Source organism: Flavobacterium sp. W22_SRS_FK3 (assembly GCF_052113665.1).
GTDB lineage: Bacteria > Bacteroidota > Bacteroidia > Flavobacteriales > Flavobacteriaceae > Flavobacterium.
In genome coordinates this window covers 1-25,678 of record NZ_JBGQOF010000015.1, presented here as the reverse complement: position 1 = coordinate 25,678, position 25,678 = coordinate 1, and the positions used below count along the sequence as shown (strand labels likewise).

Annotated in this window: 21 protein-coding genes and 1 pseudogene; 13 read left to right on the top strand and 9 right to left on the bottom strand. The window is 32.3% G+C overall.

Annotated elements, in window-relative coordinates; translation table 11 throughout:
* Window positions 1-26: 26 nt before the first annotated feature.
* Window positions 27-407 (bottom strand): DUF1573 domain-containing protein, encoded by a 381-nt coding sequence (locus ACEN2I_RS14830; RefSeq protein ID WP_441766877.1) that lies wholly within the window; start codon window positions 405-407, stop codon window positions 27-29.
* A 229-nt stretch (window positions 408-636) separates the two neighbouring features.
* On the opposite strand from ACEN2I_RS14830, the gene ACEN2I_RS14825 reads away from it, so the two are divergent.
* Window positions 637-3,273: a valine--tRNA ligase gene (locus tag ACEN2I_RS14825; protein WP_441766876.1), complete on the top strand. Its 2,637-nt coding sequence runs from the start codon at window positions 637-639 to the stop codon at window positions 3,271-3,273.
* A gap of 129 nt (window positions 3,274-3,402) precedes the next feature.
* On the opposite strand, the gene ACEN2I_RS14820 is transcribed toward ACEN2I_RS14825, so the two are convergent.
* Both ACEN2I_RS14820 and ACEN2I_RS14815 read right to left on the bottom strand, forming a co-directional pair.
* Window positions 3,403-4,713: an APC family permease gene (locus tag ACEN2I_RS14820; RefSeq protein ID WP_441766875.1), complete on the bottom strand. Its 1,311-nt coding sequence runs from the start codon at window positions 4,711-4,713 to the stop codon at window positions 3,403-3,405.
* Between the two features lie 122 nt (window positions 4,714-4,835).
* Complete coding sequence (locus tag ACEN2I_RS14815; protein WP_441766874.1) at window positions 4,836-5,516, bottom strand: DUF4294 domain-containing protein; 681 nt, start codon at window positions 5,514-5,516, stop codon at window positions 4,836-4,838.
* Between the two features lie 83 nt (window positions 5,517-5,599).
* Here ACEN2I_RS14815 and ACEN2I_RS14810 point away from each other — a divergent pair, with 83 nt between their 5' ends.
* The 6 genes from ACEN2I_RS14810 (at window position 5,600) to ACEN2I_RS14785 (ending at window position 14,314) form a co-directional block, all read left to right on the top strand.
* Window positions 5,600-6,688: a M42 family metallopeptidase gene (locus ACEN2I_RS14810; RefSeq protein ID WP_441766873.1), complete on the top strand. Its 1,089-nt coding sequence runs from the start codon at window positions 5,600-5,602 to the stop codon at window positions 6,686-6,688.
* 58 nt (window positions 6,689-6,746) lie between these two features.
* Window positions 6,747-7,427 (top strand): response regulator transcription factor, encoded by a 681-nt coding sequence (locus tag ACEN2I_RS14805; protein WP_441766872.1) that lies wholly within the window; start codon window positions 6,747-6,749, stop codon window positions 7,425-7,427.
* Window positions 7,424-8,782, top strand: coding sequence for a sensor histidine kinase (locus ACEN2I_RS14800; protein WP_441766871.1), 1,359 nt, complete (start codon window positions 7,424-7,426; stop codon window positions 8,780-8,782). Before ACEN2I_RS14805 ends, ACEN2I_RS14800 begins: the two co-directional genes overlap by 4 nt.
* A gap of 85 nt (window positions 8,783-8,867) precedes the next feature.
* Window positions 8,868-10,115 (top strand): TolC family protein, encoded by a 1,248-nt coding sequence (locus tag ACEN2I_RS14795; RefSeq protein WP_441766870.1) that lies wholly within the window; start codon window positions 8,868-8,870, stop codon window positions 10,113-10,115.
* Between the two features lie 11 nt (window positions 10,116-10,126).
* Window positions 10,127-11,212 carry an efflux RND transporter periplasmic adaptor subunit gene (locus ACEN2I_RS14790; protein ID WP_441766869.1) on the top strand — a complete coding sequence of 362 codons (1,086 nt, stop codon included), beginning with the start codon at window positions 10,127-10,129 and terminating at the stop codon, window positions 11,210-11,212.
* Between the two features lie 3 nt (window positions 11,213-11,215).
* On the top strand, window positions 11,216-14,314 hold the full coding sequence (locus tag ACEN2I_RS14785) for an efflux RND transporter permease subunit (protein WP_441766868.1): 3,099 nt from the start codon (window positions 11,216-11,218) through the stop codon (window positions 14,312-14,314).
* Window positions 14,315-14,570: 256 nt separating this feature from the next.
* Here ACEN2I_RS14785 and ACEN2I_RS14780 read toward each other — a convergent pair whose 3' ends face one another.
* The 6 genes from ACEN2I_RS14780 to ACEN2I_RS14755 form a co-directional block, all read right to left on the bottom strand.
* On the bottom strand, window positions 14,571-14,954 hold the full coding sequence (locus tag ACEN2I_RS14780) for an ankyrin repeat domain-containing protein (protein ID WP_441766867.1): 384 nt from the start codon (window positions 14,952-14,954) through the stop codon (window positions 14,571-14,573).
* 508 nt (window positions 14,955-15,462) lie between these two features.
* Window positions 15,463-16,416: a phosphoribosylaminoimidazolesuccinocarboxamide synthase gene (locus ACEN2I_RS14775; RefSeq protein WP_441766866.1), complete on the bottom strand. Its 954-nt coding sequence runs from the start codon at window positions 16,414-16,416 to the stop codon at window positions 15,463-15,465.
* A gap of 148 nt (window positions 16,417-16,564) precedes the next feature.
* A complete protein-coding gene (locus ACEN2I_RS14770; RefSeq protein WP_441766865.1) occupies window positions 16,565-17,173 on the bottom strand; it encodes a hypothetical protein in 609 nt (202 codons plus the stop codon).
* 100 nt (window positions 17,174-17,273) lie between these two features.
* A complete protein-coding gene (locus ACEN2I_RS14765; RefSeq protein ID WP_441766864.1) occupies window positions 17,274-18,104 on the bottom strand; it encodes a Cof-type HAD-IIB family hydrolase in 831 nt (276 codons plus the stop codon).
* Between the two features lie 138 nt (window positions 18,105-18,242).
* Window positions 18,243-18,605, bottom strand: a complete 363-nt coding sequence (locus ACEN2I_RS14760) for a DUF1801 domain-containing protein (protein ID WP_441766863.1) — start codon at window positions 18,603-18,605, stop codon at window positions 18,243-18,245.
* A 125-nt stretch (window positions 18,606-18,730) separates the two neighbouring features.
* Window positions 18,731-19,681 carry a PhoH family protein gene (locus tag ACEN2I_RS14755; protein ID WP_441766862.1) on the bottom strand — a complete coding sequence of 317 codons (951 nt, stop codon included), beginning with the start codon at window positions 19,679-19,681 and terminating at the stop codon, window positions 18,731-18,733.
* Window positions 19,682-19,865: 184 nt separating this feature from the next.
* On the opposite strand from ACEN2I_RS14755, the gene ACEN2I_RS14750 reads away from it, so the two are divergent.
* The 6 genes and pseudogenes from ACEN2I_RS14750 (at window position 19,866) to ACEN2I_RS14725 (ending at window position 25,577) form a co-directional block, all read left to right on the top strand.
* Window positions 19,866-20,696, top strand: coding sequence for an SAM hydrolase/SAM-dependent halogenase family protein (locus tag ACEN2I_RS14750; RefSeq protein WP_441766959.1), 831 nt, complete (start codon window positions 19,866-19,868; stop codon window positions 20,694-20,696).
* A gap of 51 nt (window positions 20,697-20,747) precedes the next feature.
* Window positions 20,748-21,043, top strand: a pseudogene (locus ACEN2I_RS14745) (putative quinol monooxygenase).
* 43 nt (window positions 21,044-21,086) lie between these two features.
* On the top strand, window positions 21,087-21,812 hold the full coding sequence (gldF, locus tag ACEN2I_RS14740; RefSeq protein ID WP_441766861.1) for a gliding motility-associated ABC transporter permease subunit GldF: 726 nt from the start codon (window positions 21,087-21,089) through the stop codon (window positions 21,810-21,812).
* Complete coding sequence (gene gldG / locus ACEN2I_RS14735; protein WP_441766860.1) at window positions 21,812-23,497, top strand: gliding motility-associated ABC transporter substrate-binding protein GldG; 1,686 nt, start codon at window positions 21,812-21,814, stop codon at window positions 23,495-23,497. The genes gldF and gldG overlap by 1 nt, the downstream gene beginning before the upstream one ends.
* 95 nt (window positions 23,498-23,592) lie before the next feature.
* The gene (gene dnaN, locus ACEN2I_RS14730; protein ID WP_441766859.1) at window positions 23,593-24,711 is read left to right on the top strand and encodes a DNA polymerase III subunit beta; all 1,119 of its coding nucleotides are present in this window, start codon (window positions 23,593-23,595) and stop codon (window positions 24,709-24,711) included.
* Window positions 24,712-24,941: 230 nt separating this feature from the next.
* Complete coding sequence (locus tag ACEN2I_RS14725) at window positions 24,942-25,577, top strand: DsbA family oxidoreductase (protein ID WP_441766858.1); 636 nt, start codon at window positions 24,942-24,944, stop codon at window positions 25,575-25,577.
* Window positions 25,578-25,678 lie beyond the last annotated feature (101 nt).

Below are 25,678 nucleotides of genomic sequence, written 5' to 3'. Positions count from 1 at the left end.
ATTTACTATTTTAATTTTATATTTTGTTACAAAACTTCTCCCTTAATTTTTAAGGCTACTCTGCCATCAGGATAATTTACGGCATTAGTTTCTACAGTAATTGTTTTACGAATAGGACCAGCGCTCATATTATATTTTACATCAATTTTTCCTTTTTTTCCTGGCTCAATCGCAGCAGCAGGTTTTGTAACAATAATGGAACTCAATGTAGATTGAGCATCAATAATTAATAAAGGTGCATTTCCGGTGTTAGTGAATTCGAAAGAACGAACTGCATTATCACTCTTAGAAATTTTTCCATAATCAATAGTGTTGTCCTGCGCTGAAAATTCAATTTTAGGGCCATTTTGAGAATAACCTGCTACGCTAAACAATACAATTGCAATAAATTTAATAACATTTTTCATTTGAAATTGTTTTTAAGATTTAAGTAAATATACTTTCTTTTAATTAATACACAAATTATTATTTCTCTTTTTATACTGTACTTAATTATTTACTTTTGCTGTCAATTATAATTACAAAAATTAAACCAAACTATAAAAGTTTATTTGTATAACAGTTTAAACGTTTATCTAATTGACGGTAAATGATTAACCAGTTAAACGAGTCCAACGATAAAACAAGAAACGATAAATGACAATTCCAGCACAATTTGACGCTAAAACGATCGAGAATAAATGGTATGATTACTGGATGAAAAACAACTATTTTCATTCGGAGCCAGATCATAGAACACCTTATACAATTGTAATACCACCGCCAAACGTAACAGGGGTCCTGCACATGGGGCATATGTTGAACAATACAATTCAGGATGTTTTAATTCGTAGAGCGCGACTTAAAGGTTTCAATGCTTGCTGGGTTCCGGGAACGGATCACGCATCCATTGCGACTGAAGCCAAAGTTGTAGCTAAATTAAAAGCAGAAGGAATCAATAAAAATGATTTAACGCGCGAAGATTTTTTGGCTCATGCCTGGCAATGGACCGATAAGTATGGTGGAGTAATCCTTGATCAGCTTAAAAAATTAGGAGCTTCCTGCGATTGGGAAAGAACAAAATTCACTATGGATCCTGATATGTCGGCATCTGTAATCAAATCATTTGTTGATTTATATAACAAAGGATTAATCTACAGAGGATACCGAATGGTAAACTGGGATCCGGAAGCGAAAACAACTTTGTCTGATGAAGAAGTTATTTATGAAGAACAACAAGGAAAATTATTTTTCCTAAAATATAAAATTGAAGGTTCAGAAGATTTCCTGACAATTGCGACAACACGTCCGGAAACTATTTTTGGAGATACTGCTATTTGTATCAATCCGAATGATGAACGTTTTACTCATTTAAAAGGGAAAAAAGCCATCGTTCCTATTTGTGGCAGAGTAATCCCAATTATCGAAGACGAATATGTAGATGTTGAATTTGGAACCGGATGTTTGAAAGTGACTCCGGCTCACGATATGAATGACAAAACGCTGGGAGAAAAGCATAATCTTGAAATCGTTGATATTTTTAATGAAGATGCTACGCTTAATAGTTTCGGATTGCATTATCAAGGTAAAGATCGTTTTGTGGTTCGTACTGAAATTACAAAAGAATTAGAAGAAATTGGAGCTTTGGCAAAAACCGAAATCCATTTGAATAAAGTAGGAACATCTGAAAGAACCAAAGCCGTAATCGAACCAAGATTATCAGACCAATGGTTTCTGAAAATGGAGGAATTGGTTAAACCAGCAATTAAATCGGTTCTAGAAACGGGAGATATTAAATTACATCCAAAACGTTTCGAAAACACTTACGCGCATTGGCTAAACAATATTCGTGACTGGAATATTTCTCGTCAATTATGGTGGGGACAACAAATTCCGGCATATTATTATGGAGACGGAAAAGAAGATTTCGTAGTTGCAGAAAATATAGAAGATGCTTTAGCTTCTGCAAAAGAAAAAACAGCCAATAACTCACTTACAACATCTGACTTAAAACAAGATGTTGATGCATTAGACACATGGTTTTCTTCTTGGCTTTGGCCAATGTCTGTTTTCGGTGGAATTATGGATCCGGAAAGCGCAGATTATAAATATTATTATCCAACAAATGACTTAGTGACTGGTCCGGATATTTTGTTTTTCTGGGTGGCCAGAATGATTATTGCAGGTTATGAATATGCCGGTGAAAAACCATTTACAAATGTATACTTGACTGGTTTAGTTCGTGATAAGCAACGTCGTAAAATGTCTAAATCATTAGGAAATTCTCCTGATCCATTAGACTTGATCGATAAATTCGGTGCTGATGGTGTTCGTGTAGGATTGCTTTTAAGTGCTTCTGCAGGAAACGATATTATGTTTGATGAAGAATTATGTAATCAGGGAAAAGGATTCTCTAATAAAATATGGAATGCCTTTAAATTGATTAAAGGTTGGGAAGTTTCAGAAACAATTCCGCAACCAGAATCATCAAAAGTAGCGATCGAATGGTACGAAGCGAAATTACAGCAAACCTTGGTTGATATTGAAGATAATTTTGAGAAATACAGAATTTCAGATTCATTAATGACAATCTATAAATTGGTTTGGGATGATTTCTGTTCCTGGTTTTTAGAGATGATCAAACCTGCGTACCAACAACCAATTGATAAAACGACGTTTGATAAAGCAATCGAAATGTTAGAAAGTAACTTGAAATTGTTACATCCTTTCATGCCTTTCTTAACAGAGGAAATTTGGCATTTAATTGCTGACAGAACTGCTGAAGAAGCTTTAATCGTGTCAACATGGCCAGAATTAAAACCTTTCAATGCGAGTTTAATTGCTGATTTTGAAAGTACAATCGAAGTGATTTCAGGAATTAGAACGATCAGAAAAGATAAAAATATTCCGTTTAAAGATGCTATCGAATTAAAAGCAATAAACAGCGAAAACATTTCAACGTATTTCGATTCGATCGTAACGAAATTAGGAAACATTTCAGATTTTGAATATGTTTCGGCTAAAGTAGACGGAGCGTTATCTTTCCGTGTAAAATCAAACGAATATTTCATTCCAATTTCAGGAGGAAATATTGATGTTGAAGCTGAAATAGCAAAACTAACTGCTGAGTTAGTTTATACGCAAGGTTTCTTAAAATCAGTTCAGGCAAAATTGTCTAACGAGAAATTCGTTGGCGGAGCACCTGAAAAAGTTTTGGCTAACGAAAAACAAAAAGAGGCTGATGCTTTGGCAAAAATTGCTACAATTGAGCAGAGTATTGCAGGGTTAAAATAAAAATCGGTCTACTATATAATTAAAACCCGACAGGTTTCAAAACTTGTCGGGTTTTTTGCTCATTGTTTTCGTTATGAATTCACGAATATCGCTAATTTTTGTCATCTAAAATCTTGTTTCAGTCGTTCATTATCTCTTCCTCAAAATCAAAAACAAAGGATAAGAAACTGCTGTAATTCCAACTATAATAACAAAACTCTTAGGATCACTATAAATAAATCCAATTAGTAAAGCTAGTGAAGCTATAATAGCAATTATAGTACTCCACGGATACAAAACCGAGCGATAAGGACGTTGTAAATCAGGTTCTGAATTTCTAAGTTTTATGAGAGAGCAATAAGCTAATCCCCAAACAATAATTGAAGTAAAGGCCGCAAATGAAAATAAAACTTCAAAAGAGCCAATACAAATTAGAAATAAACCGAATATAGAAGAAACCAAAAGGGCTATAATAGGAGTTCCGCCTTTGTTCACAAGGGTTCCTTTTTCAATGAAAAAACCATCTCGGCTCAAGCCATATAAAATTCTTGGAGGAATCATCATGAAAGCATTCAGAATGCTGATTAAGGAGAAAATAGAGATTACCGTTACGATAATAGCACCATTTCTTCCGAAGATAATATTGGCAACATCGGCTGCGGCTAAATTAGATTTCGCTATATTTTCAAGAGATAAAACATGGAAAAAAGCAACGTTTACTAAAATATAAATAACAATAACCAGAAGCACACCACTATATAATGATTTCGGAATATTTTTACTTGGGTCATTATTTTCCTCAGCAAAAAAGCAAACGCTATTCCATCCATTATAAGTCCCGATGATAAGCTGTAGTGATTTAAAAAAGCCAAAAATTAGCCCAATTTGAAAGGAAGTATTGTCTTTTGGGATCGGTGCTAATTGTACGCCCGAATACATAAAACAAGCAACGACCAAACAGACAAAACAAATAACTTTAAGAAAACTTGTAATTTGCTGAATAGCGCTTCCGTTTTTTACGCCGCTTAAATGCAACAATATAAATGCAATTAATAGAGAGATAGCCATTACAGTAGAATAGCTTTTTAAACCTGGAAACAAAATGATCAAATATTCACTTATTACAATACAGTAAAAAGCGGGTGGAATAGCATTTGTAATATAATCAAACCAGCCTGACAAAAAGCCTGCATAATCTCCAAAAGCCCTTTTGATGTAATTGTAAGATCCTCCTGCTTTTGGAAGCATTGTAGCAAGTTCTGCATACGAATTAGCGCCAATTAAGACATATATACCGCCAAAAAGCCAGGAAGCAATGATTAGCCAATAATTATCTAACATTCCGGCAATTGTTCCTGGTGTTCGCAGGATTCCAACCCCTATTGTTCCTCCAATTAATACAGCTATATTAAAACTTAATCCAAGGCTCTTTTTTAATTGGTTTTTTTTTGAATCTGTCATTTTGGATTTTTTAGTCTTGATTTTAATTTTTTCAGCAAGTAGAAATAGATATAATTGTTAACTTCTTTTAAAAACACATAACCTCATTTAGCAGATAAATGAGGTTATGTGTTTTTATAAAATTACTTTTTATTAAGTGCTTTTGCCATTCCTTCCCAATGCAAAGCAAGTGTCGAATAATCAATTGGGTTTGCAGGCTTTTGATAATATAATCTACCCGATTCAAATGCCCTGACGAGAATGGTTTCTATCAAATAATCTTCGTTTACTTCAAAAGGTTTGTATTGTCTTTTTAAGCTAATGTCAAACATATTTGCAGTGGTATTAGATACAAAAGCTTTAAAGCCGCTTTTTAAATTTTTAATTAAGTCGTATGTCGTTATTCCGGTTTGCCGATGAATGAGTTTTATTAGAATTTGTCCTTGTTTTCTTGACAGTTTTTTTAATCGGGCTTCAAACTCATTATTCAGATAATCTTCAACTATTTTAAAATATTTTTTCTTTTCACGACTGGTTTTCAAACGTGCCATTCCTTCATTTAAAGCAGTCAGTCTCATAGCTGCTAATCTTGCATAGGGATATACTTTGTAAACCCTGTTTTGAAGAATAAGGAATTGCTTTTGTGCTTCAGGATCCAGTTTTTCTTTTGAAATAATAATTTCAGCTAATTCGATTGTATCGTTCAAAATCGAATCATTTTCAGTAAGCGTATAGCCCATTTCAGAATTATTTTTCGGAGTTACCTGAGCTTTTGCAGCAAAAGAAATCAAAAGAAAACATAAAATACAAGTTATAAATTTCATCGAATACATATATTTAAGTGTAAAATTATACATTATATACGCAACTGTAATACCAAATTTATAAATTAGCAAAAAAATATTTTATGAATACACAATCTATCTTAAAAGATGCCTCAATTGCTTTCCTGGAAAGCTACTTAAATAATGCTTCACCTACGGGTTATGAAAGTGAAGGACAGAAACTTTGGATGAATTATTTAAAACCCTATGTAGATACTTTTATTACTGATACTTATGGAACTGCAGTTGGTGTTATAAATCCTGATGCACCTTATAAGGTTGTAATTGAAGGTCATGCAGATGAAATTTCGTGGTATGTAAATTATATTACAGATGATGGTTTAGTGTATGTAATACGTAACGGTGGTTCAGATCACCTGATTGCACCATCAAAAAGAGTTAACATACATACAAAAAAAGGAATTGTAAAAGGAGTTTTCGGTTGGCCGGCAATTCACACCCGCTTACGGGATAAAGAAGAAACCCCGAAATTGAGTAACATTTTTATTGATTTAGGATGTGAAAGCAAAGAACAAGTTCTGGAAATGGGAGTTCATGTAGGTTGCGTAATAACGTATCCGGATGAATTTATGATTTTAAATGAAAATAAATTTGTTTGTCGTGCTATCGATAACAGAATGGGTGGTTTCATGATTGCCGAAGTTGCACGTCTATTAAATGAAAACAAGAAAACACTTCCGTTTGGATTGTACATTGTAAACTCTGTTCAGGAAGAAATTGGCTTACGTGGTGCCGAAATGATTGCGCAAACCATTAAACCAAATATTGCAATTATTACGGATGTCTGCCATGATACAACCACTCCTATGATTGATAAGAAGGTTGAGGGTGATCTTAAAATGGGAAAAGGGCCTGTAATTGCATATGCTCCGGCGGTTCAAAATAAACTGCGTGATTTAATTGTTGAGACAGCTGAAGAAAATGAAATTCCGTTTCAGCGTCACGCTACTTCAAGAGCGACAGGAACAGATACTGACGCTTTTGCTTATAGCAATGGCGGTGTGGCGTCAGCATTAATATCGTTGCCTTTGCGCTATATGCACACAACTGTAGAGATGGTTCACAAAGAAGATGTTGAAAATGTGATTCAGTTGATTTATGAATCATTATTGAAAATTGAAAATAATGAAACTTTTTCTTATTTTAAATAAGAACAAAATATAAACGTCAATTCGGTTATAAACTAGCCGAATTGACTAATAAAAAAGTATGAAAATATTACTACTCGAAGACGATTTTACTTTATCTAAAGAAATCTCAGCATTTTTTACTTCAAAAGAATTCGAGTGTTTTCCTTTTTACGATGGCTCCTTATTATTAAAAAAGTATTTACCTTACGAATATGATTTAATTATTCTCGATATTAATGTTCCGGGAATAAATGGAATTGAAGTTTGCAAAGGTATTCGGGAAACGGATAAAAAGACACCAATCATAATGTTAACGGCTTTTAGCGAAATTGAAGATAAATTAGCCTCTTTCGATAATGGTGCTGATGATTATCTGGTAAAACCTTTTCATTTTGAGGAATTATATGCCAGAAGTTCCTCTTTATTAAGAAGGAAAGAAATTCCGCAACAATCTGAGAAAAAAATTATTATTGAAGATCTGGAAATTCTGGAAGAGGATATAAAAGTTTTCCGAGCTGGTGAAGAAATAAAACTCACTCCGAAAGAATTTAAACTAATTTTGATTCTGGCTCATGCCAAAGGAAAAGTATTATCAAAACAATACATAGCCGAAAAACTCTGGGATTATCATATCGAAACCAATCAAAATACGATTGAAGTCTACATTAATTTTTTAAGAAAGAAAATTGATAAAGATCATGAAACTAAACTTATCCGAACTAAAATAGGCTATGGGTATTATTTAAGCAATCAGGAATGACATTAAAAAACCGAATATCACTTTTAGTAAGTTTGCTTTTTACAATTCTTTTTGGATTGGCTTCTACCGTGATATTTGTTTTGTATTCAAATTTTAGAAAAGAAGAGTTTCGCGATCGTCTGGAAATAAAGGCACTTTCGAACATAAAACTTTTGGTAAATGTAAAAGAGGTTGATAATCAGCTTTTAAAATTGATTGACCAAAACTCTATCAATAAATTATATGATGAAAAAACATTAGTGTTTGATTCTCATTATAAATTGATTTACAGCAGTATTGATGATGCTAAGATTAATTGGTCTATTAACGATTTAAAATATCTTAAAAAGCATAAAACTTTTTTTAAACAACAAGGCAATTATGAAGTTTATGGTGTTTTTTACGATACTAAAGATAAAGATTTTTATGCCTTAATATCGGCGACAGATGATTATGGTAAGCGAAAATTGCTTTTTCTCAGGTATACTTTAATTATATCTTACCTGTTTTTTACTTGTATTTGTTGGATATTGACCTCATTTATGGTAAAAAAGGCTATGAGTCCCTTGGGTATATTCCATCAAAAAATTAAAAATATCAATGTAAATAATCTCGATACCCGTATAGAAACAAAAAGTAATAAAAACGAAATTGACTTGATTGCAAATGAGTTTAATTTCATGATGGATAGAATTGAAATCTCTTATCAAAAACAAAAAGAATTTACAGCAAATACCTCACACGAACTTAGAACTCCGCTGTCCAGAATAACTTCACAAATTGAAAATACGATTACAGATTCGACTACATCTGAAAAAGGAAAAAATTTCTTAAAAACTATTTTAGCTGATGTCAATCAATTAACTGAATTGATCAATTCTTTGTTGATTCTTTCTAAAATTGACATTAAGAATCAGGATGATGATGAAGTCCATCGAATGGATGAAATTCTGTTTTCAGCAATCGAAAATTTAAATAAAAGCTTTCCGGATTTTGTTATTCTCTTTGAAATTCAAGAAAACGAAAATTTAGACACGGCATTAGAAATCAAAGGAAATAAAAATTTATTAGAAATAGCTTTAAGCAATATATTAAAAAATGCTTGTGTCTACTCTGATACTAAGCAAGCTAAAGTAAAAATTAGTACTGAAAATGAACAACTCATTATTTCGGTTTCAAATAGTGGAAATACTTTAAGCGAAAACGAACAAAAAAATCTTTTTCAACCTTTCATGCGTGGAGCAAATTCAAAAGGGACAGTAGGTTTTGGTCTAGGGCTGCGTATTGTTAATCGTATTTTAACACTTCATAATGTGCAAATCACGTATAGTGTTCCTGAACCGAATACCAATCTTTTTCAATTATTTTTTCACTAAAATCTTTTTAAGTTCTTTTTAAGGTTATTATTAAGGTGCCTTAAAGTCTTGTGATAGCATCTTTGTATCAAATAAAAATAATACAATGAAAAAGTTATTTGCATTACTATTTCTGATTTTCGCAAGTCAGGCAGGATTGGCTCAAAAAACACTCACTCTGGAAGATTGTGAAAGTCAATTTTTAAAAAACAATCTTTTTTTACTGGCATCGCAGTATAACATTGATGCTTCAAAAGCACTGACTATTCAAGCCAAAATCTGGGAAAACCCAACGCTTACTGCAGAATTAAATGCTTACAATCCGGAAAAAAACCAATATTTTGATATTGGGAAAGAAGGTCAAAAAGTGTTTGGTATCGAACAGCTCATTTATTTAGGAGGAAAAAAACATAATGAAGTAAAACTTGCCCAAACTAATGAGCAATTAGCTGAATTACAGTTTGATGATTTACTAAGAACCTTAAAATTGCAATTACGCAAGAGCTTTTACACGGTTTATTATAATTCAAAAAGTCTTGAAACTACCGATAAACAACTGACTCACATTGAAGATTTAATTCACTCTTATGCGATTCAGGCTCAAAAAGGAAATATTCCTTTAAAAGATGTTGTTCGCTTGCAATCACTTTATCTGAACTTCAAAAATGAAAGAATGGAAGTGCTCAAAAACAATTTTGAAGAGCAGGCAAATTTGAAAATGTTATTAAATTCAACTGAAAATATAGCTCCAATTGTCTCTGATTATGAATTCAATAAATACCTTAAAACTTTAGATTTTGATTTAAAATCTTTTAAAGATAAGGCAATAGCCAATCGTCCTGATTATTTAGTAAAACAAAAAGAAATAGATGCTAATGAGTTAAATGTAAAATGGCAAAAATCACTTTCGGTTCCTGATATTACTGTGGGTGCTAACTACGATCAAAGAAGTGGGGCTTTCAATAAGGAAGCCAATTTAACACTGGGAATTCCATTACCACTTTGGAATAAAAACAAAGGAAACATTAAATATGCCCAAACGATTTTGGATGAGTCTAAAATTGATAAACAAAATTTTGAGTTGCAATTGCAAACCGAGGTCACTTCGGCTTGGAATAAATGGGAGGAATCCCGCAAAAATTATATGCTCATAGGTACTGCAGTCAATTCTGATTTTGAAGCAGTTTATAATGGAATCCTAACCAATTTTCAAAAACGAAATATCAGTTTGTTAGAGTTTACTGATTTTATGGAAAGTTATAATCAGGCAGCCGTACAAATTAATGAGTTAAAGAAAAATCTAGCATTGTCAGCCGAAGAATTAAATAGTACAATTAACATAGACTTATTTTAAAACTAAATAAAATGAAACATAAATTAATCATAGGAATTGCAATTGTGAGTCTATTCTTCACGAGTTGCAAAAAAGAAGTAGAAAATTCGGAGACCAACAGTTCTTTTGCTTTAAGTGATTCAATGCTTAAAACTACTACAACAGCTCCCGCACGAACGCAACCGGTAAAAAATGAATTAAGTTTTTACGGGAAAATTATGGCTGATAACAATAAAATGATCGATGTTTATCCGCTTGTTGGTGGAAACGTAATTAAAGTAAATGTAGAACTGGGAGATTACGTAAAAAAAGGACAAGTTTTAGCTACAATAAAAAGTACAGATATTGCCGATTTTGAAAAACAATCTCTTGATGCAAAAAGTGATTTATTAGTTGCCAAAAATAATTTAAAAGTTGCTGAAGAATTATTTGAAGGAAAATTAAATTCGGAAAGTGATGTGCTTCAGGCAAAATCTGAAGTGATAAAAGCACAATCTCAACTAGGGAAAGTTCAGGAAACTTATAAGATTTATAATATCAAAGCAGGTTCTATTTACGAAGTTACGGCACCAATTAGTGGTTTTATCATCCAGAAAAGTATCAATCAGGATATGCTTTTAAGAAATGACCGTTCTGAAAACATTTTTGATATTGCCGAAATCAGTGAAGTCTGGGCAATGGCAAACATCAATGAAACAGATATTAATAAAGTAAAACTAGGAATTGATGCAGATGTAACCACTTTGAGTTATCCTGATAAAGTATTTAAAGGAAAAGTAGACAAGATTTTCAATGTTATTGATCCTGAAACCAAAGCGATGCAGGCACGAATAAAACTGAAAAATACGGGTTATTTATTGAAGCCTGATATGAATGCAAACATCAAATTATCGTTTAAAGAAGATAAATCTTTGATTGCTATTCCAAGTAATGCAATAGTTTTTGATAAAAGTAAAAACTTTGTAATGGTTTTTATAGATCGTCACAATATAGAAACCAGACAGGTTGAAGTTTACAGCGTTGTTGGAGATATTACCTACATATCAACTGGATTGAAAGAGAATGAAAAAGTTATAACCAACAATCAATTATTTATTTATCGCGCCTTAAACGAATAAGTCATGAACAAATTCATTAGAAATATTATTGCTTTTTCGCTAAAGAATAAAGCATTCACCTTTTTTTGGGTGGGATTATTGGCGGTTGCTGGATTTATTTCTTTCAAAAATATGCCAATTGATGCCTTTCCGGATGTAACAAATACTCAGATTATCATCATTACACAATGGAATGGTAAAAGTGCTGAAGAAGTAGAGCGTTTTGTGACTTCTCCTATAGAAATCTCCATGAACTCGGTACAGAAAAAAACCAGTGTTCGCAGTATTACCATGTTTGGTTTATCAGTTATTAAAATTATTTTTGATGACGGTGTCGATGATACATTTGCCCGTTTTCAGGTTAATAATTTGCTAAAAAACGTAACACTTCCCGATGATGTTGAACCAGATGTTCAGCCGCCTTACGGACCAACAGGAGAAATATTCAGATATATTGTAAAAAGCAACAGCAGAGACAGTAGAGAATTATTGACTTATCAAAACTGGGTTATAGACAAACAGCTTCGTTCAGTTCCTGGTGTTGCCGATTTAAATGTTTTTGGTGGTCAGACTAAAACTTATGAAGTAGGCGCTGATCCGGTAAAATTAGCAAAATACAACATTACGCCATTACAAGTTTACAATGCCGTAAATGCAGGAAACTTGAATGTCGGCGGAGATATTATCGAAAAAAATGGACAAGCTTTTGTTGTTCGTGGTGTTGGACTTTTAAAATCTATTCAGGATATCGAAAACATTATTGTTGATGATGCTGGAGGAAATCCAATTCTGATAAAAAATGTCGCTTCGGTGTATGAAAGTTCTATGCCAAGAGTAGGGCAGACAGGAATTGGCGGTAATGATGATGCTGTCGAGGGAATTGTGGTGATGCGTAAAGGCGAAAACGCTCAGGAAACGTTGGCATTGATCAAAGATAAAATAAAGGATTTAAATGAAAATGTACTTCCGAAAGATATTAAAATAGAAACTTTTTACGATCGTGATAATTTGATGAATTTCACAACCGAAACCGTAATGCACAATTTATTTGAAGGAATCATTATGGTTACTTGTGTTGTGTTCCTTTTTATGGCCGACTGGAGAACTACTTTTACCGTTTCTATTGTTATACCATTATCATTATTGTTTGCTTTTCTATGTTTGAAAATAATGGGAATGAGCGCCAACTTACTGAGTTTAGGGGCAGTCGATTTCGGAATTATTATTGATGGAGCAGTGGTTATGGTCGAGGGATTGTTTGTGGTATTAGACCACCGGGCACATCAACTTGGAATGTCAGCTTACAATAAAATCGCAAAAGGGAGTCTGATTAAAAAAACAGGAACGGAAATGGGTAAAGCTATTTTCTTTTCAAAATTAATTATTATTACTGCGCTGATTCCTATTTTTTCATTCCAGAAAGTAGAAGGAAAAATGTTCTCTCCACTTGCTTACACTTTAGGTTTTGCATTAATGGGAGCTTTACTTTTTACTTTGACACTGGTACCGGTTTTATCACATATCCTTTTAAATAAAAATGTAAAAGAAAAAAATAATCCGTTTGTGAACTTTTGGGACCAAATTGTAAGTAAAGGTTTTGCATGGACATTTAGACATAAAATAAAATCGCTGATTGCTTCGGCAGTTATTTTAGTCGCGGTTTTCTTTTCGGCGAACTTTTTAGGAACCGAATTCCTGCCACAATTAAATGAAGGCGCATTATGGGTAACTGCTGAATTGCCAATGAGTACTTCACTTCCTGAAAGTGTGCAAACAGCTTCCATGATTCGAAAAGATCTTGAAAGTTTTCCAGAGGTTAAAAATGTATTATCGCAAACGGGCCGAAGCAATGATGGTACAGATCCAAACGGATTTGGATTTATTCAGCTTCAGGTTGATTTGAAACCTCAGAAAGAATGGAAACGAAATATTAATATAGATGAATTAATTAATGAAATGGATACTAAACTGAAAGCCCATCAAGGTATTACTTATAATTATTCACAGCCTGTAATTGATAACGTAGCAGAATCTGTGGCTGGTTTTAAAGCTTCAAATGCTGTGAAAATTTATGGTGATGATTTGAACAAATTAGATGAACTTTCAAATGAAATCCTGGCAAAAATCAAAGATATTCCAGGTATAAAAGATGCGGGAATTCTCAGAAATATAGGTCAGCCTGAAATTAGTGTAATCTTAGACAGAGAAAAAATGGCTGCTTACGGTGTTACATTGAGCGATGCACAGGCTGTATTAGAATTGGCTTTTGGAGGAAAAACGGCTACTCAAAAATATGAAGATGAAAAGAAATTTGATGTAAGAGTTCGTTTTTCTAAAGAATATCGTAAAGACGAAGAAGATTTGGCTGAACTTAAAGTTCCAACTATAAACGGTATAAAAATTCCGTTGAAGGAAATCTGTGATATTAAAACTGTAACGGGACCGGCATTCATTTACAGAGATAATACAAAACGTTTTATTGGTGTAAAATTTTCTGTTCGTGATCGTGATTTGGGAAGTACAATTGCTGAGGCACAGAAAAAAGTAGCCGAATTAAAAATGCCGGCAGGTTATACAACTGGATGGACAGGAGAATTTGAGAATCAGGTTCGTGCAAGCGCACGTTTGGCTCAGGTTGTACCAATAAGTTTACTTGGAATATTTGTATTATTATTTATTTTATTTGGAAATATTAAAGATTCATTGCTTGTTTTAGCAAATGTTCCGTTTGCCATTATTGGAGGAATCATAGCTTTACATATTACTGGAATGAATTTTGGAATCTCTGCTGGTGTAGGTTTTATAGCATTACTTGGTATTTGTATTCAAAATGGAGTTATTCTAATATCTGAATTCCATCATAATCTGAAAGCCAAATTTACTCTGCAAGAATCTATTTTCATGGGAGTAAAAGCCAGAACTAGAGCCGTAGTTATGACTGCGTTGATGGCATCGATAGGCTTATTGCCTGCAGCCATTTCAACAGGAATTGGTTCAGAATCTCAAAAGCCATTGGCAATTGTCATTATAGGAGGCTTAATTACAGCAACTATTTTGACACTATTAGTTTTTCCAATTATATTTTGGGTTTTCAATCGTAAAAAACATATTCCCATTCAATAAGAATTCAAAAAATAAATTAATTGGTTAGTTTGATTAAAGAAAAAGCATCATTATTTTTTAATGGTGCTTTTTTAATTAGTTAAAAGCTGGATAGTTTTCTGGAGCTTTTCCTGCTATCCGCTATATCTTTTTTGCTCGAAAGAGAGCAAAAAAGGATACCGCTTCTATCAGGGCTAAAAATAAAAAAGACCTTCACTAATAATAGAAGGTCTTTTACATTTTTTGTGTACTAATTCAAAAATATTTTGTGAAGCTATTATTTTAAATCTTTCAACATAGCAACTGCTTCTGTTGCATTTGATAATTGTGCATATTTTAATGCAGTGAAACCTTTTTCGTTTTTATCTGATGGACGAGCACCGGCTGCTAATAAAACTTTAATGATTTCTACTTTGTTGTAGCGAGCAGCTGTCATTAATGGAGACATATCATCTGTCTTCTCGTTTACATTTGCTCCATATTCAATAAATTTTTTCACGACGTCAATATCTCCTTTACTAACCGCAACATTTAATGGTGTTGCATCATAAGTAGTTGATAATACAATTGGATTTTTAACAATAGATGTTTGATTTGAAGCCATTGAAACATTTGAAAATGCTACTAAAGCTAATCCTAAATAAATAAATGAATTTTTCATAATGATTGTGTTTGTTAATTGATTGATTTTTGATGATTTTTAAATTCTATGTAAAGATAATTTTAATTTTTGTATTATGCATTACAAGGTACTTTGTTTTAACTATTTCTTAACGTTTTGCTAATGAATTCTAATTATTACCTTCTGTAAATTGAAATTCTATATAAAAGACGCTATAAATGTAGAAATGTTACACGAAATTATTTTTTTTTTAAATCAGGGGATAATTTTTTTTCTGCATAAATAGAAAATGCCCTGTTATTATTTTGCTAACAGGGCATTAGTATCTTGGAATATTAAGGTTTCAGCTATAAATAATGCTTAGGGGTAAAAATTGTCAACTTTTCAATTCAACTTTTGTTTATAATACAGAATACTTTTACTTACAAATTATACTGTATAATATTTTATATCTGCGCATATTGACCTCTCTTTTTTTCTAAAAATGTTTATTTGTACTAGATTTCTAGATCTCTATAAAAATAAAATCGGATTATATAGCATTCATTTAGATGGTTTGTAAGTATCCTAAAACGTTTTTATTAATACGCTCGTGAATATTCTCTATATCAGCCTTTACAAATTTTTCTCCTAAGATATTTTCATACAATTCAATGTATCTATCAGAAACGGATTGAATATAGACATCAGACATATCTGGAATTTGCTGCCCTTCCTGACCCTGAAAACCATTTTCGATAAGCCATCGACGTACAAACTCTTTTGATAATTGTTTTTGCTCTTCTTCTTTGCCTTGTCTTTCCTGATATCCATTAGCATAAAAATAACGAGATGAATCTGGTGTGTGAATTTCATCAATTAAAACAATAACACCTTCTTTTGTCTTTCCGAATTCATATTTAGTATCAACTAAAATTAAACCGCGTTCAGCAGCAATTTCAGTTCCTCTTTGAAATAAATCTCGAGTATATTTTTCTAAAACAATATAATCTTCTTCTGTAACAATTCCTTTTGATAAAATATCCTCACGAGAAATATCTTCATCATGAGAACCATTATCTGCTTTTGTAGTCGGCGTAATAATTGGGTCAGGGAATTTATCGTTTTCTTTTAAGCCTTCGGGCATTGTTACTCCGCAAATTTGTCTTTTTCCTGTAGCATACTCACGAGCAGCATGTCCAGAAAGATAGCCACGAATTACCATTTCAACTTTAAACGGCTCACATAAATGACCAACAGCAACGTTTGGATCAGGAGTTGCAATCAACCAGTTTGGTACAATATCTTGTGTCAGTTCCATGAATTTAGTAGCAATCTGATTTAGAATTTGACCTTTATACGGAATTCCTTTTGGCAAAACCACATCAAAAGCCGAAAGTCTGTCGGTTGCTACCATTACCAAAAGTTCGTCGTTGATATTGTAAACTTCCCTAACTTTTCCGCGATAAACTGATTTTTGATTCGGAAAATTAAAATTTGTAGTTGTGATTGTATTGCTCATTATCCTTAGTTGTGTTATGTTTTACGAATGCAAATTTAAAACTATTTCTAATGAAAGTCAGGGATGCTTGAATAAAATGTTTAGATTTTATATTTATTAAAAAAAAATCAAAAAATATTTTCAGGTATAGTATCTTTTTTAAAAGAAATTATTTAAAACTTAGCATTCCTATACCTTTTGATTTGACTGAAGAATCAAAATCAGCTGTTGTAGTTGTAGCAAGTTTTTTGATAGCATTTTTGGAAACTACAAAAATTTGTCCTTGGTCTTTTGATGGTACTGCTGGTACAAAAACTACCACTTCGTCACCATCATTTTCTTCAACTAAATAAGCGGGTTGCCAATGGTCTCCAAATTTCAATAATATCGCCGGATAAACTGGAGCTGGAGGTGACTCTGTTGAAGTTAGTGGCGGTTTTTTAAGTAATTTTGTTTCTGCATCTTTTTTATGTTTTTCATATCCTGGAATATAAATCATTAATTGATTATCAATCCAATTGCTCAAATTTTGCATAAAAGCCAACCGCACTAAAAAACCACTGAAATAAAGTAAAATCAGTAAAATTATTCCACCCATAATATCGGTGGCTATTGTGCCAAAAACTTTATCCAAACCAATTAAAATAGATACTTTTTCACCATAATTTTGAAAAAAGCCCCAGATTTTTTCCAAAAACAAAAACAATACAAACAACGGAATTATTAACAAAGTACCTGATATAAAATTCTCTTTGACTTGTTTTAGAAACTTTTTCATGTGTATTGCGGATTAAATTAAATAACGTAAAAAACTTACCTTTTATAAAATTATAAAATTATCATCAATTAACACATTTTTAAGTTTAAAACATTAACAACTAAGTACTTGCGAAAAATTTATCTAAAATTTTCGAGGCAATGTATTTAGCTACTCCATCTTCTGCATTTGTTTTTACAATTTCTAAATCAGGTAAAGTTTCTTTTAGTAATGCAGGTGCATTACCCATAATTAAGCCTTTTCCGGATGCCGATAACATTTGAACATCATTGAAACCATCTCCAAAGGCAGCAGCTTCTTTTATTGTAAATCCTTCTCTTTCAAGTACTCTTTCAATGGCTACTGCTTTGTCAATCGATTTGTCCATAAATTCCAAGCAAGTCGGCAAACTAAACGCATGATGCAGATGTTCCGAAGAATTCGCCAGCACCGCATCTTTTAATTGGACTAATTTTTCATGATTTTCACAGGAAAAGAAAATTTTAATGGCACCAAAATCTTCCAGTTTTTTATAATCTACCAATTCAGGATGATACTTTAATTCGGATTGAAAAGCATTTATTTTTTCATTTATTTTATTGGTCTGCCAGACATTTTCTTTAAATAAAACTACTGTAATTTCAGGGTCAATATCAACGTTTAAAGCGTTTTTTACAACTTCACTGTCTAAATTAAATGAAAAAAGTTCTTTTTTCTCTGGCGAATGGATCCTGGCTCCGTTTGAACTCACTAAATATACCGGTACTCCAAGCGTTTCAATGATGGCCATTGCATCAAGATGATGACGGCCTGTAGCAACAACAATAAGGTAATTTTGATTGTGAAGTTCCTGAAAAATGGATTTGGTGTAATCTGAAATTTTGTGTTGTGGGTTGAGTAAGGTTCCGTCTAAATCGCTTACAACAACTTTTATATTTTTAAGCTTTGTCATATTAAAGATCAAATATTTATGAAACGCAAATTTACGGTTTTATGACCGGTGGAGCAAAAATTACCAGTCGGTAAAGCTACAAAACCGGCAAGTTTATTATTTATTTAACTATTTAGATAAATACTTTTTTTCATTTTTTTAAACTTTTATGCTTCCTGATTTGTATAAATTCAATGCTTTTTGAATAACAAATTTAATCTGCTCTAAAGGCAAATCTTCATCAGCATTAAACAACATAATTTTCATTCGGGAACGGGCTTCCGGAATTAAATACGGTTCATCAAAATGTTTTCCTTCTACAATTCCTATATAGGGCTGTTTCAGTTTTTTATGAATCCATAAATAGCAGAACATTTTTCCTTTGTAACAAAAAAAAGGCATCCCGTATTTTAGGATATGGGTAATATCATCGTCTTGTTTTAGAATAATTTCTTTTAAAGCAAGAAACACGGCTTTTACAGGTTCGTATTGTTTTAAGTAGAAATCATCTAATTGTTTCATTTTTGTTAGTTTAAACTGATTCAAAAAAAATATTCGTTTTACACATTTCAATAAAAGATATGTATAAAACGAATATTAATAATGTCAAAACACATTTCACGATTTACATTTGACATTTTATAAAATTAATCGTGATTTTCTATTTGTTTGTAAGCGTCAATTACTTTTTTAACTAATCTGTGGCGTACGATATCTTTATCATCCAGATAAATAATTCCAATTCCGTCAATGTCTTTCAGAACCAAAATTGCTTCTTTAAGACCAGAAATAGTCCTGCGTGGCAAATCGACCTGCCCAGGATCACCGGTTATCATAAATTTGGCATTTTTCCCCATACGGGTTAAAAACATTTTCATTTGTGAGTGGGTAGTATTCTGTGCTTCATCCAGAATTACGAAAGCATTATCTAATGTACGGCCACGCATAAAGGCCAATGGAGCAATCTGAATAATTCCTTTCAAAATGTAATCTTCGAGCTTTTCGTTTGGCAGCATATCGCGCAAAGCATCATAAAGAGGCTGCATATATGGATCGAGTTTTTCTTTCATGTCGCCGGGTAAAAAACCTAAATTTTCTCCAGCTTCTACAGCCGGTCTCGTCAATATGATCCTTTTTACTTCCTTTTCTTTAAGTGCTTTTACCGCCATTGCCACACCTGTATAGGTCTTTCCTGTTCCGGCGGGTCCAATTGCAAATACCATGTCATTTTTTTTAATGGTATCTACCAGTAATTGCTGGTTTGGAGTCATGGCTTTAATAATCTTACCGCCAACACCATGAACCAATATTTTGTCATGATCGTATGATTTTCTTTCATCCTGACCATCACTCATAATTACACGTTCAATTACATTATCGTCAATGTTGTTATATCGGGTAAAATGGAGCATCAGCCTTTGAAATCTCTTTTCGAATTCATCTAAAACTTCTTTTTCGCCAAATGCTTTCAAAGTCGTCCCTCTTGCTACTATTTTAAGCTTTGGGTAGTACTTTTTAATTATTTCAAGATGAGTGTCTTGAGCGCCCCAAAAGTCTTTTGGAGCGATGTCTATGAGCTCTATTATTCTTTCGTTCAAATGAGGTAGTTTTAAATTAAATATAAATCTGTTTTTATAAATCGGTGGCTGTCGGGTCTGTTTATATCTTTAAATGCGATTTGTCTTTTCTTTCTTTCAATTTGCATTTAGTATTATTAGCTTTGCATTTCTCAAATTTAATGAAATTTAGATTTAAATACTATCAATAGTTATAAACAAAATGATGTCAATAATTACCCTTACTACCGATTACGGCTTGAAAGACCACTTTGTTGGTTCGTTAAAGGGGAAAATTCTTTCTGAACATGCAGAGGCAAAAATTATTGATATTTCGCATGATATTGACCCATTTAACACTGCTGAAGCAAGTTACGTTATTGGTGCTTCGTATTTAAGTTTTCCAAAAGGAACTGTTCATTTAATAGGAGTCGATATTGAATTGAATAAAGAGAATAAGCATATCGCCATGCAATGGAACGATCATTATTTTGTATGTGCTGATAATGGTATTTTAAGTATGCTTACACAGAAAATAGTTCCACAAAAAATAGTATCTATAAATATTCATGATCGTTTTCCAAGTGAATACAGCGATTTGGATGTTTTTATTAAAGTAGCCTGCCACCTTTCCAGAGGCGGTTTATTAAATGTTATTGGCAAAGAGATAAAAGAAATCAAACAAATTACCGAATTACAAGCCGTAGTTTCCAACGACGGAAACTCGCTTAAAGGTTACGTTATTTATATAGACCATTTTGGAAATGTAGTAACGAATATTTCAAAAAAACAATTTTTGGATGTTGCTAAAGGACGTTCATACGAGATTGTTATGAAACCTAAAAGTATAAAAACAATTTTGCCAAACTATTCTGCTATTGCGAATTCTGATAAATATCCTATAAAAACGTATGAAGGCGAAAAATTGGCTGTTTTTAATGAAGCAGGTTTTCTCGAAATAGCTATTTTTAGAAGTAATCCTTCAAGTGTGGGTTCCGCAAATAGCCTTTTAGGATTGAATTACAGGGATGTAATTACGGTGCAATTTTTGAGTTAATAATTTGATTAAAATAAAATACATTTGCATTCAAATTGAATCAAAAAATATATGTTCGTCAGAATAGTAAAAATGAGTTTTCATGAAGAAAAAATCCCTGATTTTCTGGAGAATTTTGAAATCATGAAAGACAAAATACGAAATGCAGAAGGAAATCGTTTTTTAGAATTGTATCAGGATAAAAATGACAAATGCGTATTTTTTACATACAGTTATTGGGAAACTGAAGCCGATTAGGAAAACTATCGGCAATCTGAACTTTTTAATTCGGTTTGGAATTTTACAAAAAGCTTTTCAATGCAAAACCCGAAGCCTGGAGTGTTGACAAACTTGTAAGTTTAGAGTAATACAAATAAAAAATTAACGATTAAACGAATAAATGTTTTTTACATGAAATCAATCATTTTACGAGAAATAAAATCCTTTTTTGGTTCTCCAATTGGCTATTTGGTCATTGCGATTTTCCTAATCAGCAACGGACTATTTTTATGGATTTTTGAAGGGGACTACAATATACTAAATGCCGGTTATGCCGATTTAACTCCGTTTTTTATTTTGGCACCGTGGATTCTGATTTTCTTAATTCCGGCAGTTACAATGAGAAGTTTCTCTGATGAAAAAAAACAAGGAACACTTGAATTGCTTTTGACCAAACCATTATCGATTTGGCAAATCGTGAACGGTAAGTTTTTAGGTGCTGCATTCTTGATTATTCTGGCAATTATACCAACGTTTGTTTATGTAAAAGTAATTTCTGATTTGGGATTTCCCGAAGGCAATATCGACATGGGGAGCACGATTGGTTCTTATTTTGGATTACTATTTCTAATTGCCTCCTACACGGCTATCGGAATTTTTACTTCGACCCTTTCAGAAAATCAAATAGTAGCTTTTATTATTTCCGTTTTTTTATGTTTTTTCTTTTATTTTGGATTTGAAGGCTTAGCCTCTCTAATCCCTGGTTTTTCAAACATTATACCTGTCTTGGGTATGCAGAATCATTTTAAAAGTATGAGTAGGGGAGTAATTGACACGCGGGATGTAATTTATTTTTTAAGTATTACGGTTCTGTTTTTGTCTTTTACAGTTTATCAATTAAAATCTTTTAAAGCCTAATGAAAGCATCTACTCAAATAAATATCAAAACATTATGGATAACTATTTTTGTTTTAGTTTTCCTAAATGTATTAGGAACTTTATTTTTTTACCGATTTGACTTAACCAAAGACAAACGATATACTTTATCCGAAACTTCTTTGCAAATTGTTAAACAGGTTAAAAATCCGTTATCGATAAAGATTTACATGCAAGGCGATTTGCCTGCAGACTTTAGGCGCTTGCAACAAGAAACAAAACAATTATTAGAAGAATTTCAGGCTTATAATTCAAATATTGTTTTTGAATTTGTAAATCCTCTGGAAAACGAGAACGAAAGCATGGATTTGATAAAGTCTTTGTATCAAAAAGGGCTTACACCAATAAATATTACTGTTGATGATAAAGGAAAACAATCTCAGGCAATGGTTTTTCCTTGGGCAATTGCAGTTTACAATAATAAAGAAGTGAATATTCCATTATTGAAAAATATTATGGGAGCAACCACGGAGCAAAAAGTTAAAGGATCAATTCAGCATTTAGAATATTCCATTGCTGATGGTATTAATAAAATTACCAAAGACAAGCAAAAGAAAGTTGCCATTATTAAAGGAAATGGTGAAATGAAGGAAATTCATGTTGCCAAAATGTTGATGCAAATTAGGGAAAGCTATTATATTGGACCTTTTACATTAGATTCTGTTGCTAAAAATCCTAACCAAACCTTAAACGCATTAAAAAAATATGATTTAGCTATTATCGCAAAACCTACCGAAACATTTTCTGATGAAGAGAAGCAGGTTTTAGATCAATTTATCATGAATGGAGGTAAAACTTTATGGTTAATTGACCAGGTAGCAGCAGATATGGATAGTTTGTACAATCAGTCGGGTTCTACATTGGCATATCCACGAGATTTGAATTTAAATGATATGTTTTTTAAATATGGATTTCGAATTAATGCTGATTTGATAAAAGATGAACAAGGGAGTCCAATAAAACTGGCAACAGGAGAAGAAGGAAGTGCAACACAGTACCAGGATTTTATTTGGAAATTTGCTCCGCTTGTGTCACCAGAAAGCAAGCATCCGATTGTAAAAAACTTAGGCGGAATCAAATTTGACTTTGCAAGCCCGATCGATACATTGAAAAACGGAATCAAAAAAACGGTTTTATTGCAGTCATCACCTTACTCTAAAAAAATTGGAGCGCCTGTAGAAGTTAATTTAGATATTGTCTCTGAGCAAACTTCTCCAAAAGATTATCTTAATAAAGGAAATTTACCGCTGTCGGTTTTATTAGAAGGAAGTTTTCATTCTGCTTTTGAAAATCGTGTTTTGGCTTTCAAGGAAAATACATTTTTAACAAACGGAAAACCAACTAAAATGATTGTTGTCTCTGATGGCGATGTAGCTAAAAATCAATTGGATAAAAATAGGATGCCGGTAGAATTAGGTTACGATCAGCGTTCAGGAAATTTATATGACAACAAGGATTTTATAATGAATTGTGTCAATTATTTGTTAGATGATACCGGACTTATCAACATTAGAAGCAAAGATTTAGATTTACCTTTATTGGATAAAGAGAAAGTTTATGAAAACTATACACAAACACAATTCATAACTATCGGACTTCCAATCCTTATTTTATTGGTTTTTGGACTTGTGTTTACTTATATTCGAAAAAGAAAATACAGTAAATAGATGTTAATAAAAAAATTGTAAAACTAAGAATGTTTACGATATATTTGTAATCCCTATATTTTAGGAAAATAGGCTCAAAAATTAAAAACAGACAGATGAAATTTATAGTATCGAGTTCGTACTTATTAAAACAATTACAAGTTTTAGGTAGTGTAATTAACAGCAACAATACGTTGCCTATTTTAGACAACTTCTTATTTGAACTAAACAATAATGAGTTGACAGTTTCAGCATCAGATCTTGAAACCACAATGTCAGCAACATTATCAATCGATTCTAAGAGTAAAGGAAGCGTAGCTGTACCTGCAAAACTTTTACTTGAAATTTTAAAAACATTTCCGGAACAACCTTTAACCTTTACAGTTGAAGATAATAATACAGTTGAAATTAGTTCTAATTCAGGAAAATATGCATTAGCGTATGCTGCCGGAGAAGAATTTCCTAAATCAGTAAATCTTGACGATCCGTCGGTAACTTTGGTTCCTGCAGATGTACTTGCAACTGCAATAAGTAAAACAATTTTTGCAGCTGGAAACGATGATTTGCGTCCGGTAATGTCTGGAGTTTTCTTTCAGTTTTCTCCGGAAGGCTTAACTTTTGTGGCAACAGATGCTCACAAATTGGTAAAGTATGCACGAACAGATGTAAAAGCATCGCAGGTTGCTGATTTTATTATGCCAAAGAAACCTTTAAATATCTTGAAAAGTATTTTAGGAAGTTCTGATGCTGAGGTTAAAATTGAATACAACGATTCAAATGCGACATTCTCATTTGATAACTATATTTTAATGTGTCGTTTGATTGATGGAAAATATCCAAATTATGAAGCGGTAATTCCAAAAGAAAATCCAAACAAATTAATGATTGATCGTTCTTTATTTTTAAGCTCAGTTCGTCGTGTGGCAATTTTTTCAAACAAAACAACACACCAGATTCGTTTAAAAATCGCCGGAGCAGAATTAAATGTTTCTGCAGAAGATATTGATTATTCAAACAAAGCAGAAGAAAGATTGACTTGTGATTATCAGGGAGATGATCTTCAAATTGGTTTTAATTCCCGTTTTTTAACTGAAATGCTGACTAACCTTCAATCCGATATGATCATGTTAGAGATGTCATTGCCCAACAGAGCTGGGATTCTAACTCCTGTTGATGGTTTAGAAGAAGGAGAAACCGCTACAATGTTGGTAATGCCCGTGATGTTAAATAGTTAACATCAAAAGTTCTTTTTGTTACAGGGATCTTTTTTAGTTTCAGATTAAAGACATATCATTGTAAAAAAAAAATATCGCTATTAACCAACCATTTTTTATACCGAGAAACCGCAATTCTTTTAACAGAATTGCGGTTTTTTATTTTTCAGTATAAATTACCAGAAGTATCAGGATTCTTATTTTTTTCTTAATAGAAAAATACATCTCAGGATATTGATTATTTTTGTGATATGAAAATAGAAATTTGGTCGGATATCATGTGTCCGTTTTGTTATATAGGAAAAAGACAGATGGAAGCAGCTTTAACTGAGTTTCCAAATGATGAATTTGAAATTGAATGGAAAAGTTTTCAGCTTGATCCTTCAATCACTCCACAGGCAAACAAAGATGTCTACACTTTTTTGGCTGAGCGAAAAGGTATTTCGCTTGAGCAATCAAAAGAAATGCATAAAGGAGTTGCTGAACGAGCAAAAAGTGTTGGTTTGAATTATCATTTTGAGAAAACGATTATTTCAAATTCATTGACTGCCCATAGAATCATTCAGTTAGCTAAAACTAAAAAATTAGGAGATCAAATGGAAGAGGTTTTCTTTAGGGCATATTTTACAGAAGGAAGGGATTTAAATGATAGTTCAACTTTAATAGAATTAGGAATACAGGCGGGATTAGATGCTAATGAAGTTAGTGAAGTAATAGAAAATGAAAACATATATCTAAATGATGTAAAAACTGATATTGCCGAAGCACAGGAAATTGGAGTACAAGGTGTTCCATTTTTTGTTTTTGATAGAAAGTATGCTGTTTCAGGAGCTCAGCCAGTTCAAGCTTTTGTACAAACAATTAATGAACTTAAAAATAAGAAATAAAAACAATATATAATACAATATTGAACCCGACATTTTTTTTTAAACTTGTCGGTTTTTGTTTTTTATACATATAAGGTGTGGAATCTTATTGTAATATATTA

Coding starts and splice junctions, on each gene's coding strand:
- ACEN2I_RS14830 (WP_441766877.1), bottom strand. CDS start 407: ATGAAAAATGTTATTAAATTTATTGCAATTGTATTGTTTAGCGTAGCA.
- ACEN2I_RS14825 (WP_441766876.1), top strand. CDS start 637: ATGACAATTCCAGCACAATTTGACGCTAAAACGATCGAGAATAAATGG.
- ACEN2I_RS14820 (WP_441766875.1), bottom strand. CDS start 4,713: ATGACAGATTCAAAAAAAAACCAATTAAAAAAGAGCCTTGGATTAAGT.
- ACEN2I_RS14815 (WP_441766874.1), bottom strand. CDS start 5,516: ATGAAATTTATAACTTGTATTTTATGTTTTCTTTTGATTTCTTTTGCT.
- ACEN2I_RS14810 (WP_441766873.1), top strand. CDS start 5,600: ATGAATACACAATCTATCTTAAAAGATGCCTCAATTGCTTTCCTGGAA.
- ACEN2I_RS14805 (WP_441766872.1), top strand. CDS start 6,747: ATGAAAATATTACTACTCGAAGACGATTTTACTTTATCTAAAGAAATC.
- ACEN2I_RS14800 (WP_441766871.1), top strand. CDS start 7,424: ATGACATTAAAAAACCGAATATCACTTTTAGTAAGTTTGCTTTTTACA.
- ACEN2I_RS14795 (WP_441766870.1), top strand. CDS start 8,868: ATGAAAAAGTTATTTGCATTACTATTTCTGATTTTCGCAAGTCAGGCA.
- ACEN2I_RS14790 (WP_441766869.1), top strand. CDS start 10,127: ATGAAACATAAATTAATCATAGGAATTGCAATTGTGAGTCTATTCTTC.
- ACEN2I_RS14785 (WP_441766868.1), top strand. CDS start 11,216: ATGAACAAATTCATTAGAAATATTATTGCTTTTTCGCTAAAGAATAAA.
- ACEN2I_RS14780 (WP_441766867.1), bottom strand. CDS start 14,954: ATGAAAAATTCATTTATTTATTTAGGATTAGCTTTAGTAGCATTTTCA.
- ACEN2I_RS14775 (WP_441766866.1), bottom strand. CDS start 16,416: ATGAGCAATACAATCACAACTACAAATTTTAATTTTCCGAATCAAAAA.
- ACEN2I_RS14770 (WP_441766865.1), bottom strand. CDS start 17,173: ATGAAAAAGTTTCTAAAACAAGTCAAAGAGAATTTTATATCAGGTACT.
- ACEN2I_RS14765 (WP_441766864.1), bottom strand. CDS start 18,104: ATGACAAAGCTTAAAAATATAAAAGTTGTTGTAAGCGATTTAGACGGA.
- ACEN2I_RS14760 (WP_441766863.1), bottom strand. CDS start 18,605: ATGAAACAATTAGATGATTTCTACTTAAAACAATACGAACCTGTAAAA.
- ACEN2I_RS14750 (WP_441766959.1), top strand. CDS start 19,866: ATGTCAATAATTACCCTTACTACCGATTACGGCTTGAAAGACCACTTT.
- gldF (WP_441766861.1), top strand. CDS start 21,087: ATGAAATCAATCATTTTACGAGAAATAAAATCCTTTTTTGGTTCTCCA.
- gldG (WP_441766860.1), top strand. CDS start 21,812: ATGAAAGCATCTACTCAAATAAATATCAAAACATTATGGATAACTATT.
- dnaN (WP_441766859.1), top strand. CDS start 23,593: ATGAAATTTATAGTATCGAGTTCGTACTTATTAAAACAATTACAAGTT.
- ACEN2I_RS14725 (WP_441766858.1), top strand. CDS start 24,942: ATGAAAATAGAAATTTGGTCGGATATCATGTGTCCGTTTTGTTATATA.